The following is a 17854-nucleotide window of genomic DNA, read 5'->3' on the forward strand; positions in this document are numbered from 1 at the left end:
TAATTATCCTTTAATTGTTGAACCTTGTCTAGATATTGCGTTAAGAATTTTTCTTCTAAATAAGAAGTAAGTTATGAACATTGGAAGAATAGCCAAAATTGCACCTGCAAGTTTTACATTTTTAAATAATTTTATTGGATCATCCGGATCTGGATTCACCCCAACATCTAATAGATAAATATTAATTAATTGTACTGGTGAATCTTTTCCTAAAATTAATAAAGGTCATAATAGTGAATTTCAAGCAGCAAATGCAGTTAAAATACCAACTGTTCATATGGTTGGTGTCACCATTGGAATTGCAACTTTGAAAAAGAAATTAATTCCTGTACATCCATCTACCATTGCAGCTTCTTTTATTCTATCAGGAATATCTTCAAAAGCATTTCTGAACATAAAACCAGAAAATACAGAAGCAGCATATGGCATAATTAAAGATATAGATAATCAAAAAGCATTTGTTTCTCATTTTAGTGTTATTATCGTTTTATATTGTCCAATAAAAAGGGCAACTTCTGGCAAAATTAGTATTGAGAGAAAAAACAATCAAGATAGTTTTTTAAATTTTCATTTTTTTAATGAAAAAGCATATCCAAATGTAGCAGAAAAGAAGAGTTTTACAATAACTGATACAAAAGTTACTAAAAGACTTCAACCCAAAGCTTCTCAATAACCATCATTTAAAGCTCTTGAAAAATTATCTCATTGAAATTTTTCTGGAAATAAAACAATTTCATTAACTCTTTCGTTTGCTTGATCATCTGGTGCCAGAGCAAAAACAAGCATAAAATAAAAAGGAAAAATAATTATTACACCAAAAACCAGTAAGATTAATAATTTAACTGACAAGGATAAAATGGATTTTCATAAAGAAACATTTCTAACTTCAGAAGAAATTTTTTCTATTTTTCTTTGTGAAATCTTATTTGAGATTCAGTTTTGTAACTTTAACAGCATTCAGAACATGTCTTTCTCCTAACTTATTTATTGTTAATAAAATTATTTTTATCCCTTGTTTTAAGAAAGTTGATAAAGCTAAACCAAGAAGAAAGAGAATAATTGTAGCTGCTCCAGCTAAATCATAATGTCCTTGTTTTACCATATCATAGATAAAGAGAATTATGGTGGAACCACCATTAGTTTTTGCTGCATTTAAATCATTATTAAATATAGCAATAGGGAACACTTTTATTCCACCTATAATTCCTATTGTAATTAAGAAATTTAAAGTTTTTGTTATTGATGGTAAGGTAATTTTGAAAAATTGTTTAGTTTTGGAAGCACCATCAATAGCTGCTGCTTTGTAAAGAGTTCTATCTACTCCGAGCATTGCAGTTGTAATAATTAAAATTTGAAAAGCTAAATTTTTTCATATTCCATATACTAAAATCACAAAAATAGCATTATATGACTGATAATGTCCGGAATTTAGTCATCTAGTTTCGATTCCAAAAATTTTGTTAACTATACCTATTTGTGTATCAAATATATAGGCAAAAGTTATGGAAATGGCAATTGCACTTGTTATATAAGGTAAAAAGAAAATTGTTTGTCAAAATCCTCTAGCTCATTTTTGAACAAGTGAAGAAATTACACTAGAAATTAGTATCGAAATAACTAAAGTTATTGGTAAAGATAAAATGGAATAAATTAAGGAATTTCTTACACCAATTTTAAAGTTATTATCATTTAGTACATCTACAAAGGCATTAAATCCATATTCAATTTGTTGAGCATCGTTTGGATCTGATTGATAACTAATTGATGAACCAATTGAAAAAATAAAAGGGAAAATTGTGAATAAAACTATGATGAATAGAGAAGGTAATAAAAGTAAAAAAGGTTTTCAATAAGCAACTTTTTTATCTAAAATCCCTAAATCTTTTTTAGTTTGTTTTTGTTTTCTTTGCAAAAGAAATGAATAAATTTTTCTCATTAGATATCAATTCTTTCTTTAGTTATTGAATCGAATAAATGAATTTTATTTGCAGGAATGTTGAATTTAACTTCTTCATTGATCTCATACATTTTTTTCAATTTTAAGAAAATGTTAAATGTAGCAACATTATCAACTTCTATTTTAGCGAAAATCTCTTTTCCTAAATATTCAATGGAAACTATTTTTCCTGTAAGTTTCCCGTTTAAGGATTCTTGAATATCTTCTGCTCTAATTCCTACTCTTACATTTTCTAAATTAGTTTCAAAGTGTTTTAATACTACATCATTTAAAAATACGTGATTTTCCTTTATATTTGCATCAAATATAGTCATTTCAGGTATTCCTAAAAACTTAGCAACAAACTCATTTTTTGGTTTATTATAAAGTTCCATAGGAGTTCCTATTTGCTGAATTTTTCCAAAAGACATACATACTATTTTATCTGAAATTGACATCGCTTCTTCTTGATCGTGAGTAACAAAAACAGTTGTTAATCCTAATTCAGACTGTATTTTTCTAATTCATTGTCTTGTTTGAACTCTTAATTTAGCATCTAAGTTAGATAAAGGTTCATCCATTAAAATAATTTTTGGTTCTCTTACTATACCCCTAGCAATGGCAACTCTTTGTTGTTGTCCTCCAGATAATTTAGTTGGTTTTTTATGTAAATTTTTTGTAATTTCTACTTTTTCAGCAACATTTAAAACAGCATTTTCTATTGCTTTTTTAATAGAAATATTTTTAGTTTGTAATTCTTTAAATCTATTAGTTTCATCTACATTTAATTTAGAAATATCGAGAGTATATTTTTTAATTAATTCTTTTTGATAGGAATAATAGTCATTTTTGGTTATTTGAACTACTGATTTATATATGCTTTTAAGTTGTTTTAACTCCAAATATTCACTATTTTGTTTTAATAATTGTTTTTCTTTTTCAATTTCATTTTTCAATGATTTTCTTAAATCTGAATATTTAGTTTTTATTTCTTTAATTTTAAGAGAATGTTCATATCTTGTTAATTTTGCATCTAAGCTTTTGTCTTTTAATTTTTCAATAGTATCTAAATTTGCTTTTTTCTGTTCATTTTGTTTTTTGATTAAAGCTAATTCATAATTACTATTAAGTTCATTTAATTTTTTATAAACACTAGAATTTAAATTATTAATTTCTAAATTCAATTCTTTATATACATCAAAGAAGTTAAAAAGCAATTTATTAAAATTATCAATTTCTTGTTTTGTTGCACCATTTTTTTCTAAAATAATTAAATTTGCTTCGTGTTGTGCTTTGGTAGATTTTTCAATCATTCTAACTTTTCAAGTTTTATCGTTTGTTAAAGGGAAAGAAATATTATCATAAACATTTAAATGTGGATATAAAGCATAATTTTGAAATACTAAACCAATTTTTCTGTCTTGAGGAGTAGTTTTAGTTACATCTACTCCTTCAAATAAAATTTGTCCGCTTGTAGGCGTTAATAATCCAGCAATAGCATTTAAAGTAGTAGTTTTACCACAACCAGAAGGACCAAGTAAAGTTACCAATTCTCCCTTTTTTATCTGTATATTCGCATTATCAACAGCTATAGTTTCTCCGTAATCAATTACTAAATTTTTTATTTCAATAGCATTTAACTCATCTTTGTTTTTATATCTTTCATCAGCTGTTTTTTTGATTTTCCTTATAAAATCATATATCTCAGTTTTATTATTTTTTTTGATTTGCATTTTTCTCACTTTCTTCATTATCAACATTTGTTTTATGTCTTGATAAAACATTATCTTCTGTAGATTTTAAAAATGCTTGGTATTGTGGAACACCTCTAGATTTGTAAACTTTTTGTGCAAATTCATAAAGATCTTTATCTGAATTAACATTTTGATAAAAATTCTTATGTTTTGAAAGAGCTTCATGGAAAGCGTTTCACATTTTTATACCTTCATAATATTCTACATTTGTTTTAAAACTAACATCTCAAGCTTTTTTTAAATTTGGTAATGTTAACCCTTCTCTAATTATTTCTACAGAATAATCTTTTCAAATGTTGTTTTGCTTATAAAAAATTCAACCCACTACTCTTTCGTACGATCTAGTAACTTTACTTCCATAAATAAAAGTAACTTCTGTTCCAGGAGGTAAAGTATTTTCTCCAAATTTAGAGGCTTTTTCAGCTCAATTTTTTTCGAAATCATCTATTTTATGATCTTTACCTAAATTTTTTTCAGGTGTATCGATTCCAGCAACTCTAATAGATTGTTGTCCTTCTATTGTTTGGTTATCCCCAAAATCTAAAACAGGTGTATCTCCATCTTTTCATTTAATTATTTTTGCATTTAATTTTTCAAAAGGAGGTAAGTCAGTTGATTCTTTGAAATATTTAGCTTCGTTATTATTACAAGAAACAACAAAAGGTATCGCTATATATGGAAAAACAACCAATGAGGTTGCTTTTATAATTTTTTTCATTATTTAGTAAATGATGCTCCTAATAGGTTTTTAAGAGCTACTAAGTATTCTTCAAATGTTTCTGCTTTACCCTTGTTATTCGCTGATCTGTCTGCATAGTTAGTAAATGAAGTATCTATTCCATCTCTGAAAGTTGAAGATCTGGAATCTGTTGGATCTTCATAAATAGCATATTGATCTTTATCTGCACCTTCTGTTGCTTTTTTAAATAAATTAAATGCTTCTTTATTAAATTTATCATAACCTACTGGCGCTTCTTTGTTTAAAACTCCTTCAGAAGCCACAATGTATCCACTGTGTTGTCCAAAGAATTCAAGTGGAGTTAAGTTTGTATAACTTTTAGCTTTATTGCCTGTTCCTACTGTTCAATTTTGTTTTTCTGTTATATATCATTTTAAGAAGTTTAAAGTTCCTAAGTCTTCGACTTTATTAGAGTGAATACCAATTAAAGAGGGACCTTGAGCAATAATAGTTTTTTTAGCATTATCTTTTTTAGTTGTATAGAAAGGATTGGTAATGTAACCTAATTCATTTTCTTGAAGAGTTTCTTTAGAATCGTGAGAAACTTTACGGAACCCATCAGATTGATCTGTTTTTTCTCATTTAATATCAATTAAATAAGAATCATAACCATTTGACGATTTTCCTGCTGCAATAATATATTTATTTTCTATATCTTCTTTTAAATCTTTAAAACTAGAATTTGTAGAAGAAACTCCTAATTTTTCTCCAGCAGTAGCTGTTGAAAATTTAGATAATTTTTCTAAAGCATCTTTTCATTCTTTTGTTACTTCAATATTTTTGTTTCCTTCTTTATTAAATTCTGAAGCTCCTGATCCATTTTTATCATAAATATAAACAAATTTAGTATTAGTATCTATAGTTTTACTTGCATCATATAATTTAGCAATTACACCTTTTGCAATTTCTTCTGATGTTGGTTTATAAATATAATTTGCATAGTCTGCTGCTACTTTATCTTCTATTTTACTTGAACCAGAATTGATTGTTAAAATGTATTCTGAATATCCGTTTTTTGAAAAATTATGTCTATATCCAGCTGTTGAAGCAATTGCAAAAGCTAATTGATGCCCTTTTAAACGATTTGACGAATAATCGGAATTTTCCTTTATAAATAGTGATTTTTCATTAATTAATTTAGCTATTTTTTCAAAATTTTTCTTAAATAGTTGGTTCTTTTCTGTGCCTTCTTTTAATGCATTTACATAATCAACAGAAGACTTTTTATCGTTTAGTCCAAATAAGAATTTAGAGTAATCTCCATCAACATCTGAAAATGCCATTAAGTATAATAAACTTGAAATTGAGTCAACTCCAAAAACATTTTCTGCTCTTTTATTAATATCTCCTTCTGGTGCTTTTGGGAAGGATTTTTTAATTCTTGAAACTAAATCAAATAATGCATCGTAACTTTCAAATACATCTTTTCTAAACTCATAACCACCTAAACCACCTTCAGCTTTAGTTGATGGTACATAGTCTTTTCAAACAGTTTTAACAAATGTTTCATCGTGGTTAGAATTTTTAATTTCATCGAAAAATGATTGATCTTCTGTTTTAATAGTAGCTTTTTTATCACCTAAAGATTCTGCTGTTGCTTGTCTAATTATATAACCAAAAACTTCTTTGTTTATAGTTATAACTTGAGATGATCTACTACTTGGAATTAATCATAATGAGTTTTCATCTCCTTTTTTACTAATTCCTGCTATTTGTGAATTACTTTGTAAAAACTTCTCTGAGAAAGTTGCTTTAACTGTATCAGCTAATTTAACTGCTTTTTCTTCTGGTGTAGAACCATTTAAGTCTAATTGCATATCATATTTAGCTAAAGTACCTACTATTGCTGGATAGTTGAAAGCAACGTTATATAGACCGTTTGTTGCTTTTGCTTTTAACTTTTGTTCTAAATCTGATGTTAATCCGTTATATCCGCCATTGATAGCAAATAATTCTAATTTTAAATAATTTTTGTTATTTGTATCTTTAACTTCTGCTTTACTATTTCATTTTTCTACAATTGCTTGTAATGCTTCTGTTTGTGCTCCAGTAGAACCAAATGTGTTAGCTATTTTAATTGTTTCATCGTTAGTTTGATCAAATCTTGTATCCCTTGAACAAGATACTAAACCTGTTAGTGATGCTCCCGCTACTGCTAAACTTGATAATGTTAATAATGTTTTCTTTTTCATATTCCCCTCTTTTTTTGTTTAAAAAAATTAGAACAAATAAAGTATTTTAAAATTGTTTGATTTTGTTCTAAATTTTTCTCATATTTATATGTATTATAATCTATATTTTATAAAAAATTATAAAATTTCAATTATTTTATTTTTAAAATTATTAATCCCATATTTCCAATTGAAATTTGCTTATTATTTACCTTGGAATTATAAGAATAAATGGTTTCTACTTCTACACCATCTTTAAGTTTATAATTAATATTATCATTAATTCCAACAGTGTTTATAAATAGATATTTTTCTTTTTTATCTTTACTTTGTCTAATAATGGTTTGGTCTGAAGTGTTTTCAAGATAATTTGAAGCATCTCCGATTGTCTCTAAATCTTGAGAGTACATAAAAGGGTGCTTGCTTCTAAAGTCTAATAAAAATTTAATCATTGAATAAATAGAATTTTTATCTTTAACTTGATCTTCAACATATGGGGTATCTTTTGAAAAATTTAAATGAATATAGTCATTTAGACTTTTCTTTTCTTTGAATTCTACTCTTTTAGATGTATCTTTTCATTTAAAAGGTTCTCTTATACCAGGATCACCAAAAGTTTTATTTGCATGCATCATTAACTCATCACCATGGTAAATAATAGGGGTTGATGGTAATATTAAAAGGTAAAAGTAAGCATTTCTTATTGCGTCTTTTTCTCTTTGTGATAGTGGCGTATTTAATTCACTTGCCTTTAAAGGACTATCAAAGGTTTCTGGATCTTTGGTAGGTCTTGGCATATTTACTCTAAATGAATTAATTCATCTATCAGTATCGTGATTAGTTAAAAAAGGTACTCAAGGATGTTCTTGGTGTGATCCTATTTTAGTTAATTGATTATTTAAATCATCTTTATCAATTGAAACGAATCAATTTTCTTTTCAATGTTTTCCATCATAAATGGTTCCAAGTGCTTTTTCATTATTATAATTAAAGTATACAGTAGCTTTTAAAGCATCATCTAGTCACTCACCCATCATAAAAATATCTTTATGAAGATTTTGGGATTGAAGAGCTTCTTGAGAACTTTTTCTAAGTTCACTAAAGATTTTTTGTTCATTATAGTTATTTTTTGTTTCTCCCATTGAAGAGAAAAACTCAGCAAAAGCATCATATCTAAATCCATCTACTCCTATTTTGGTTCAATAAGATTGAATGTGTTTTAATTCTTCTATAACTTCTGGATTATCTAAATTTAAATCAGGCATTCCTGCTCAAAATTTAGAAGTATAAAACTTATATGTTGCTTCTTGGTTTTTTAAATTTGGAAATAAAGAGCGTAATTCAGGAGTATCTTGATGTGTATCTTGTACTTGTGAAGAATAGAAACGATAAAAATTTTTAAATTTTGGATCACCTTGTAATGCCTTTTGAAATCAAGGATGCTCAAAAGAAGTATGATTAAAAACTAAATCTAAATATACTTTAATTCCTCGTTTATGTGCTTCTTTTAAAAATTCTAAAAACGCTTCTTTTCCACCTAATTCTTGTGCTACATCTGTATAATCAATTACATCATAACCGTGATAAGAACTTGCAGAATGAATTGGTGAAAGATATAATTGATCAATTCCTAAATTGCTAAAATAATCTAAATTATTTTTTAATCCTATAAAATCACCAATACCATCATTGTTTCCATCTGCAAATGAATAAACTAATACTTGGTATATAACAGAAGAATTTTTATCATTTTTAGTTAAAGGTGCTACTAACTTTGCATTTTCATCATCTTCTTTATAAGAAAGTTTTTCTTTCTTATTTGTCTGAAATTGTACATCCCCTCATAAGGAATATTCTTTATGAAAATTATCTGTATTGCTGCATGATGTTAATAAACCATATGATAAAAGCGGAAATACCCCGCTTTTTATCATAAATTTAACTAACAATTTGTTTCAAATGTTCTTCTTCATTTTTGATTAAATATCCATAATTTTTTAAAGAAAAGATTCCAAAAATAGCAACAACTACAGAAAAAGCAAATATTAATCAACCTGAAATATAGTTAGGTGGATAAATAATGTTTTCTTCATCTCTTTCATCAATAGGCGGTTGAAAAGAAAGTAAAACTGATGTTAGAATTATAGTTAAAATCAATAAAATAATGTTTATCTTAATAAGTAAACTAGCGTTGTTTTTTTGCTTTACTAATAACATTATAGAAAAAATAGAAATAAAAATAATTACAAATCAAAGCACACTATTTATAGATCAAAATGTTATAAAAATAGGAATTTGTGGATTTATAACTGAACTTTTATTAAATGCTTCATCAGTGGTATAAATTTGTTTTTCTATCGCTAAATAATCATTCGCTGAATTATAGAAAGCAAAAAATAAACCAAAACAAGTTAGTGATACAATAATAGATAAAATAAAGAAAATTTTTCTATATTTGTATGTTTTAAAAAATTTCATATTAGTTTAATCTTTCTTCTGTTTCTTTATCAAAAATGTGGATTCTACTTTCATTAAAACTTACTCATACATCTTGATAAAGTTCAAAATCTCTATTATTAAGAACAGTAGATACAACTTCTACATTATCAGAAATTTTTACAACAATTGATAATTCTTTTCCAAGAGATTCAATGTTATAAATTTTTCCTTTAACTGAATTAGAAACTTCTTTTTCATTGATTAAAACATCTTCTGTTCTAAATCCTACTATTAAATCTTTGTATTTAGATAATTTTTCTCTATTTTCTTCTGGAAGATTTAAAGAAAAATTAATTCCTTCTAATTTAAAAGTATTATTGTTATTTGTTCCATTTAATAAGTTAATTGTTGGTGAACCAATGAATTTGGCAACAAAAACATTAGCTGGTCTAAAATAAAGATCTTTGCTTGTTCCGTTTTGTTGAATTTTTCCTTCATTTAAAACAACAATTTGATCTCCCATTGTCATTGCTTCTAATTGATCATGTGTTACATAAATAGATGTTGTGTTTAAAAGTCTGTGGATAGAAACAATTTCTCTACGCATTGATTCTCTTAATTTAGCATCTAAGTTAGATAAAGGTTCATCCATTAAGAAAATTGAAGGTTTTCTAACAATAGCTCTACCAATTGCTACCCTTTGTCTTTGACCACCTGATAAATCACGAGGTTTATTATATAAATAGTTATCAATTTTTAAAATTTTTGCAGCATCTTTTACTCTTCTATCAATAATATCTTTTCTTTCTTTTGCAATTCTTAATCCAAAACTCATATTATTATAAACATTCATATGTGGATAAAGAGCATAAGATTGGAAAACCATAGCTATATTTCTTTCAGATGGTGAAAGGTTATTAAATCTTTTACCATTAAAAAGTAAATCACCTTTGGTGATTGAGTTTAATCCTGCAATCATTCTTAATAAAGTTGTTTTACCACAACCAGATGGACCAAGGAAAATACAGAATTTTCCTGCCTCTATGGTTAAGTTAATATCTTTTAAAGTTCACTTGTCGTTTCCTTCATATTTTTTAGATAAGTTAACTAATTGAATTTTTCCACCAGTTGTTTTTTGTCCAACTTCTCCGATTTCATTTAAGAATTTATCGAATTCTAAATCATATGAATTAATATCATCAAGTTGATTATCTAAAATATTATCAATTTCTTTTTTCATTTTATCCTTTCACCGCTCCTTCAGAAAGACCACCAACAATGTGTCTTTGTGAGAACATAAATAGTACAAATGGTGGTATAGAAGCAAGTAAGGCACCTGCTGAATAAGCACCAACGTTAATTTCTTTATCTTCTGCTGTAATAAAACTATCTAGTCCAACAGCAAGTGTAGTTTGATCTCTGTTTGTAATTGCAAATTTTGGTAAAATTACATCTCCAAAAGGAATCAAGAATGATCATAAAGCAATAATAGCAATCATTGGTCTAGCAACCGGTAATAAAATTTTTGTAAATAATTTTCAGTTTCCACAACCATCTATTTTTGCAGAATCATCTAACTCTCTTGAGATGGAATCTAAATAACTTTTGAAAACAAAGGTATTTCCTGCAATTGCTCCACCAGAATAAATTATTGTTAAAGTTATTCTAGGATCAATTCCAAGTGAGTCCCTACCAAGAGCAACAATAATATAAAGCGAAATTAATGAAGCTGTTGATGGAATCATTTGTAAGAGCATAATTACAGAAAGCGAATGTTTAGAACCTGCAAATTTAAATCTTGAGTATGCATAACCATTAAAAGCAACAAATATAACTGTAATAAGCATTGTACTTACTGCTATGGCTAAAGTATTTATGTATCAATTTACATACTTACTTCTTACATTTGTAAATAAATAAGTAAAATTATCAAAACCAAATTTATATAACTCTGGTGATAATGATAAATATTTTTGATTAAATGTATTAAATGAAGCTAATATCATTGAAACAACAGGGAATAAAATAACAAATGTTCATACAATTAATATTAAATAATTGAAAAATAAGAATATCCCTTCTGAAACAGTTAAAGGTTTGGAGTCTGAAGTATGAATTCTAGTTTGTTTATTTTTAAAATTTTCGAATTTTATTTTATTTTCTGGAATTCTACTTTTTAAAGAGTATTTTCTCATTTTATCTTCCTCCTTTTGCTGCATTTTTAGCAAATCCATAAGCTGCAATAGATACTGAAAATACTGAAGCTAGAATAACAAGAGCTGATGAGAAAGCAACGTTTCCATCTATTTGTACTGTTGTTGTTAGTTTATAAATTCAGGAAATTATAATGTCTGAACCTGATTCACTAAATGTTGTTTGATCTGCATAAGCAGGACCACCATTAGAAAATAAAGAAATAATTGTGAAATTATTAAACATAAAAGTAAATTGCCCAATTAATAACGGAGCTAATGAAGAAACTAAAATTGGTAGTGTAATATGTCTAAATAATTTAGAGCGTTTAGCCCCATCAATTTCTCCAGCTTCATAAATATCTTTTGGAATTGACTGTAAATTACCTGTAATTAGTAAGAAAATGTAAGAGTGCCCAAGTCATGTTTGAATAACAATTAAAAGGAATCTTACTCAATGAACACTTCCAAAGAAGTTAATGCTATTTTCAATAAGACCTAATTTAATTAAAATATAGTTAATATATGAATTGGCATCTCCTTGGAAAGCAGATTTTAAGAAAATTATTGTAACAAAGGCAGGAATAGCTCATGGAATAATGTAAATTAGTCTAAAGAATTTTTTACCTTTAATTTTTTCCATATTTACTAAAACAGCAAATAATGTACCTACAACTATTACAGAAAATGCTGCTGAAAATGTTCAAATCAATGTTCAAGAAATAACTCTTGATAATGAAGTTAATAATCCGTTGTTTCTAAATAATCATCATTTTCCGTATTGAGTAAATCCTACTCAATCAACTGTTTGTGAAGGTGGTGTATGTTGAAATCCTGTATTTGATAAAGAAATGAATAATGAAGTAATTAAAGGAACAACAACTATAAATGCAATTAAAAATCACCCCGGAATTGATATCAATCAAGGAAAACCTTGCTCTGAAAGTCATTTTTTAGTTTGTGTTCAGTTTTGAGGTCTCATTCCTTCTTCTAAAAATTTACCTCTTCTATAAGCGCCTATACCGCTAGAAACAACATAAGCAATGGTTATTCCTAATAAGATAAACGATGCTGCTGCTCCAAACATCCAGAATCTTGCATCAGGTAAAATTCCAAGGTCAATATTGTGAACACTTTTACCTAAATCCACAATTCCTTGAATTCCCCCTATTTTATTTCACGTAATACCTAAAGAAAAGGGTACAAATATTAAATATAAAAAGGCGCTTAGTAAAGTTAATAAAATTCCTTTTTTATACTCTTTAAATAAAATAAGTTGTGCTAATCCTGGAAATAGTAAATTCAAGAACAATCCTTTATATTTAGCACCTTTTTTGTTTTCAGTAGGTACTTGTTTAATAGCTTCAACAACTTTTGATTCATAAATCTTTTTAGTGATTTTAAGTTGAGAAGAAAGTCTGCTGTATTGAGTTTTTACTATAACTTTATTTTTTTCTTTTTCGTTATGTAATTTAAGAGTAACTAATTTTTCTTTATAAAGAATTTTCTCTTCTTTTAGTTTAAAAGCAAATGCTTTTTTAGTTAAATCTTTGTTTTTATAACGTTGTTTTAAAATCGCAATTTTTTCTTTATATTCTTTTGTTAAAGATAAAATTTGATTTTTATATTTAACTTTATCTTCTGCTGTTTCATTTAAATTAATTTTATGTAATTTTAATTTTGCATCTTTTATTTCATTTGCAGAAGAGTTTAATTGTTTATTAGAATCTTTTGCATATTCATATAACGCTTCAGATTTTTTAAGTAAAAAATCACCATCATAAGAATATTCTTGCTGTAATTTTCCTAATTTTTTATAATAATTAGCTTTAACTAAATTTTTAACATTTCTGTTCTTTTGATTTTTTAAAATTAAAGGTAAATTAGTATTTAAAATTATTTTTAATTTTGAGTTTTCTTCTTTATTTAAATCTTTAGTTTTATTATTAATTTCTTGTACTAAAGAATTAAAGTGATTTTGTATTTTATTTTCAATATCTTGTCTATAGTCTTGTTTATTTAAAAACTTATTAACTAATTCTTTTTTATATAAAGAATAAATGGTTTTTAAGTGTTTTTCTTCTTCTAATTTTAAAAATTTGCTAATTAATAAAGAATTGTTGTATTCTTTATTAATTTTAAAGAGCATTTTTGCTAATTTTAATTCTTGTTTATATTCTTGTTTTAAAATTTTAGCTTGCTCTTCTTTAGTTTTAACATACTGAGAGTATTTTGCTTCTTTTTCTTTACTTAAAGTAACAATTTCTTGTTTTTTAGATTCTATTTTTTCTTTTTTAGTTTTAAATTCTGCTTTTATTAAAGCTAATTGTTCATCATATTCTTTATTATAAGAAAATTCAGCTTCTAAAATTCTTTCTTTGTATTCTTTTTTAATTCTAGATACTTCTTGTTTATATTCTTTTTTAGATTCTTCTTTTATAATAGGAAATTCTTTTGTAATTTCTGCTTTTTTTGTTTGAAATTTTTCTCTTTTAGTTTTTAATGTTTTAAAAAGATTTTCTATTTTTTCTTTTTCTTCTAAAATTGATTTAATTTCTAATTCTGAAAACATTCCTGTGCGTTTTTGTATAAATTCTTCTAATTCAGAATAAATTAAATCTTCCTTTTTAGTAAATAATAAATATTTATGTAAAATTACTAATTTAGCTTTATGTTTGAGTAACTTATTTTCATCTGCTTTTGCTTTATTTATAATAGAAGTCATATTCTTTTCTTTTACTTCTACTTCATCAGCTGTTTTTAAAAGCATTGCATAATAGTTTTTAACATAATTAGCAGATTCGGCATTTTGCTTATCTATTTTTTTAATTTCAAAAGCAATAAAAGAAGTTAATTTATCTGAAATTTTTAACTGTTTATACGTTTCTTCTAAAACTTGTATTTTATTTTTGCTAGATATTTTTAGTGTTTCTAATGCTTTTTCTTGTTCAAATTCTAAATTTCTTTTTGCTTTAATAAAAAGTTCTTTATTGATTTTTTTCTTTAAATCTAATTCTCTTTTTTGTCTATCAAACACGTTTTTTGCTTGATTTAAAAAAGAAGAATAATTTAATTTAGAATCATTGACTTTTCTATCAAAAGATTCACCGTATCAATTTCACATCTTGACTTTTTCCATTATCTACCTCCTTTATGTATTTTTATTTTTTCATAATAGTAATTTTGTCTTTTTAATCTTAATTGAAACATCAAATAAATATTAATTAATATTAAAAATGGAAAAATTATGCTCCATATAATTACTAAAGTTAATCTAATTCAATTTTCAGTAATATAACCACTTGAAAAATAAGGAACTAGTAAAACTCCTATAAATAAAGTTATTCAAACAAAACCAAAAAGATAAGCTACACCATTTCTTCGAGAAACTAGTATATTTACTAAATAACCTACTAAAATTAATGAATTACTAATATAACCAACATACCTAAGTGTTAAGAAATTATTTATACTTTCTTTTTGTGAATTAATTGCTAAATTATCATATGCATTTGTTCCTAAAATTAAACCATCTAGTAATCATAAAAGTAACAATATATTAGAAATAGAAAGAAGAATAATTAATGTGTAAAAAATTCTTCTTTCTATTTGTATTTTTGGTTTCATTATTATTTAATATAATCTAAAGCTTTACTACTATCTAAAGCATCAACTGCTTCTTTGAATTTTTTACTAAATTGATCTTTTAATCTAGTTTGGAAAGCTTCTAAAGTTTTAACACCTTCAGTAGCTAAACTATTATAAAATTCTTGGTTTCCTAAAATATTGTCATTTCATGTTCCTCAGAATTTACTAAATTGTGGATTTCCTCTATCTAATCTTTCTGATTGTAATTTAAGGATTCCGTATCCACCATCTTTTAATTCAGTTGTTGAAGAAATAACATCAACAACTTTTTTAGCAACTGATGTGCCTGTGGCTTCTAAAATAATATCTTCTACTTCTTTAATTGTAGCTTCTGATTTAGTACCTGTTAATTGTTGTCCTTCTGCAGGGAATTTTTCTGTTGCTTTTTTATCATTAAACACTGCTTTATATTCATCTTGTCATTTTAATCAATCTGCTTCATTGAAGAAGTTATTCATATATAACTCTACTGCTTTGTTAATAATATCATCTGAAACTGTTGTTTTAGCATATTTATTTGAAAATTCTTTTGCGCGTTTTTTAGCTTCATCTAAAGCTTTTGTTTGTGCTTCTTTTTCTTTTCATTTAGAAGCAGTTTCAATCATTATATTTTCTGTTGAACCACCAAAGATATAATTTTCTACTTTTCTTACATGTGCATTTCCTGTTTGACCTTCAAGTCAAGATTTGTCAAATGCAACACCATCTTTAACTAAAGTAGGAGCAATTTGTCAAGGTTGTCCCCCACCTTTTAGTAAATCAACATTTTGAATTCCTAATAATGCAGAAAGGGCATTTCTTAAACCAGTAGCTTCTTTTAACTCTCCTAATTTTCCTATTAATTCATCACTAACAAAAGGATATTTGGTTTTATCTTTAACATATTCTTCTTTATATTTATTTTTATCTCCTAAAGGATTTGTTTTATCTGTTTCTTGACTTCAAGATTTTGCAGTTCCATAAACAGTAGCTAAGTTTTTATTAACTTCTGATAATAAATCATTATATGCTTTTAATAATTTTTCTTCATTTGTATAATGTGTTTTTGTAACTAAGTCTTTTAATTTTTTATTTCCAGCTGCTGCATCTCTATCTGAAAGAACTCTTAAAGCTTTTTGTGATTCGGTAAAGTAAGGAATTTTTGTATCTCCTTTAAAGTATCCATAATATGAATCTGTTTTAAAAATTAATTTTAATACTTCTTCAATAGCAGCTTGTCTATCAGCAACTGCACCATTATTTCTTGAGTTAATTGCCCATGATCATGTTCCTGGAGCTTGTGTATATTTAAGTTCACCTTTTAATTTTGGAGCATTAAAGAATGTATTAATTCCTGATTTTGAAACTGTTCCAAAATCTCATGAACCTACAAACGCATAGTCTAATTTTTTATTACTTAATAACTCAACAACTTTATTTTGAACAACACCTTGATCATTTTTTAAAAGATCTTTTAAAGCACCTTGGTCAATTCCTTTTGTAGCTCATTTTGTAGTTTTAAATTCATCTGCAGTTTTAACAAAAGCTGCTTCATAAACTGGGAATAATAATTCTCCAACAACATCTAGTGCTTTAGAAAAGTCGCTATTATATTGATCACCTTTCATAAATCCAGAAGATCATTTGTTTGCTGCTGTATCTTTATAAATGATTTTTCCCATTTCCTCTGTGCTAAGAATAGATGCTAAAACCCCATTACCATATCAACCATCTTGAATTCTAAAGAATGCTTTACCTTCTTTTACTAATTCAACCATTTCATCAGTTGATGTATTAGCTAATTCAGTTTTCACTTCATCAAGTGTTTTGCTTGACATTACAACAATACCTTCTTTATTGTGGGCAAAGTTATAGAATTTTCCATTATCTTTTTTAGATCTTCCTTTAAATGTACCAAAGTCATTTACAAATGCTTTTTCGTCATCTGTTGCATTAACTTCATTTAAAATAGCATCTTTTAACTCTGGTTTTCAAGACGCAAGTGTTCTTTTACTTAATAAGTCTGTAATTCTATCATTTGGTGCATAAATTAAGTCAGGTGCATTTTTATCTGTGTTACCAATATTTGTAATAGTATCGATTGCTCCGAAAACATCTTTTTCTACAAATTTAATTTTGTAACCTTTTTTTGCTCATTCGGTTTTGTTAAATTCATCTTCAACTGCTTTTCAAAATTGATCTTGTTTTCCTTCTTTTGCAACAATAATTTCTTTAGAATCTGCAAATTCATTTGTAGCTCCACAAGCAACAAATGCTGCTACTGGACTTGCAAAAACAGTTAAACCTAAAAATTTCATTAATTTTTTCTTCATAATATAATTATATTTCTCCTAAGTTATTCAAAAACAATTTCATTATATTTTAAACATGCAATGGAAACAACTATGTTTAATGGTGATAAGACAAAAAATAATAAAAAAGTGATTTCAATCCAAACTAAGGCATGTCCCACTTCAGTTTTGGGTAAAATTCTAATTAACCTAATAACATAAATAACATTAGCAAAAAATACAAAAACAAAAGCTGCTATTGTTAATCTAAATTCTGTTTTTAAAAGCAAATCAGAAAATTTCTCACTTATATTTTCTTTATTATTTAAAGTTATTAATAAAATAAAACTAAGTAAAGAAACACTAAATACAATTGCGCTAAAAAAAGAATATAAATGTTCTATAACTTTTGGTAAATATTTTCTATCTAATGGTTGTTTTCCTAAAAATAAATTTCTCATTGTTTTTTAATTTCTACATAAAATATTGAAAGTAAAATAACTTCCAATAAAATTATAATACAAATCTTCAAAAAATTTCCATTTTTTAATTATTTTTTTGAATAAAAAGCAAAAAATTAAAACTTTTTCCCCTTAAAATAGGGAAAAAGGCTTGATATATAATATTTTTATATCAAAAAACGCGCTTTTTTACTTATTTTTAGGATTTACTCTTTTTTTATTTGATATTAATAGAATTTTAATT

At 25.9% G+C, this 17854-nt stretch carries 13 protein-coding genes; all 13 read right to left on the bottom strand.

Annotation, left to right across the window (positions count from 1 at the left end; translation table 4 throughout):
- Positions 1 to 3: 3 nt before the first annotated feature.
- The 13 genes from ACXX88_RS00765 to ACXX88_RS00825 all read right to left on the bottom strand — a co-directional run bounded on the left by ACXX88_RS00765 (position 4) and on the right by ACXX88_RS00825 (position 17610).
- On the bottom strand, positions 4 to 957 hold the full coding sequence (locus ACXX88_RS00765) for a carbohydrate ABC transporter permease (RefSeq protein WP_458559289.1): 954 nt from the start codon (positions 955 to 957) through the stop codon (positions 4 to 6).
- Entirely contained in the window at positions 923 to 1936 is a 1014-nt protein-coding gene (locus tag ACXX88_RS00770) for a carbohydrate ABC transporter permease (protein WP_436358786.1), read from the bottom strand. The genes ACXX88_RS00765 and ACXX88_RS00770 overlap by 35 nt, the downstream gene beginning before the upstream one ends.
- Positions 1936 to 3669, bottom strand: coding sequence for an ATP-binding cassette domain-containing protein (locus ACXX88_RS00775; protein ID WP_458559290.1), 1734 nt, complete (start codon positions 3667 to 3669; stop codon positions 1936 to 1938). Before ACXX88_RS00775 ends, ACXX88_RS00770 begins: the two co-directional genes overlap by 1 nt.
- Entirely contained in the window at positions 3650 to 4408 is a 759-nt protein-coding gene (locus ACXX88_RS00780) for a thermonuclease family protein (RefSeq protein ID WP_458559291.1), read from the bottom strand. The genes ACXX88_RS00775 and ACXX88_RS00780 overlap by 20 nt, the downstream gene beginning before the upstream one ends.
- Positions 4408 to 6621 carry a P68 family surface lipoprotein gene (locus ACXX88_RS00785; protein ID WP_458559292.1) on the bottom strand — a complete coding sequence of 738 codons (2214 nt, stop codon included), beginning with the start codon at positions 6619 to 6621 and terminating at the stop codon, positions 4408 to 4410. Before ACXX88_RS00785 ends, ACXX88_RS00780 begins: the two co-directional genes overlap by 1 nt.
- A 131-nt stretch (positions 6622 to 6752) precedes the next feature.
- The gene (locus tag ACXX88_RS00790; protein ID WP_458559293.1) at positions 6753 to 8573 is read right to left on the bottom strand and encodes an alpha-amylase family glycosyl hydrolase; all 1821 of its coding nucleotides are present in this window, start codon (positions 8571 to 8573) and stop codon (positions 6753 to 6755) included.
- Entirely contained in the window at positions 8539 to 9078 is a 540-nt protein-coding gene (locus ACXX88_RS00795) for a hypothetical protein (RefSeq protein WP_458557588.1), read from the bottom strand. Before ACXX88_RS00795 ends, ACXX88_RS00790 begins: the two co-directional genes overlap by 35 nt.
- Before the next feature lies 1 nt (position 9079).
- On the bottom strand, positions 9080 to 10279 hold the full coding sequence (locus tag ACXX88_RS00800; RefSeq protein ID WP_458559294.1) for an ABC transporter ATP-binding protein: 1200 nt from the start codon (positions 10277 to 10279) through the stop codon (positions 9080 to 9082).
- A 1-nt stretch (position 10280) separates the two neighbouring features.
- Complete coding sequence (locus ACXX88_RS00805) at positions 10281 to 11234, bottom strand: sugar ABC transporter permease (protein ID WP_458557586.1); 954 nt, start codon at positions 11232 to 11234, stop codon at positions 10281 to 10283.
- A 1-nt stretch (position 11235) separates the two neighbouring features.
- Positions 11236 to 14370 (bottom strand): ABC transporter permease subunit, encoded by a 3135-nt coding sequence (locus tag ACXX88_RS00810; RefSeq protein ID WP_458559295.1) that lies wholly within the window; start codon positions 14368 to 14370, stop codon positions 11236 to 11238.
- The gene (locus ACXX88_RS00815; protein WP_458559296.1) at positions 14370 to 14858 is read right to left on the bottom strand and encodes a hypothetical protein; all 489 of its coding nucleotides are present in this window, start codon (positions 14856 to 14858) and stop codon (positions 14370 to 14372) included. The genes ACXX88_RS00810 and ACXX88_RS00815 overlap by 1 nt, the downstream gene beginning before the upstream one ends.
- Before the next feature lie 2 nt (positions 14859 to 14860).
- The gene (locus ACXX88_RS00820; RefSeq protein WP_458559297.1) at positions 14861 to 17191 is read right to left on the bottom strand and encodes a hypothetical protein; all 2331 of its coding nucleotides are present in this window, start codon (positions 17189 to 17191) and stop codon (positions 14861 to 14863) included.
- 23 nt (positions 17192 to 17214) lie between these two features.
- The gene (locus tag ACXX88_RS00825) at positions 17215 to 17610 is read right to left on the bottom strand and encodes a hypothetical protein (protein ID WP_436358775.1); all 396 of its coding nucleotides are present in this window, start codon (positions 17608 to 17610) and stop codon (positions 17215 to 17217) included.
- Between the last annotated feature and the right edge of the window lie 244 nt (positions 17611 to 17854).

The sequence above is a fragment of the Mycoplasma sp. 5370 genome (genome assembly GCF_054343435.1).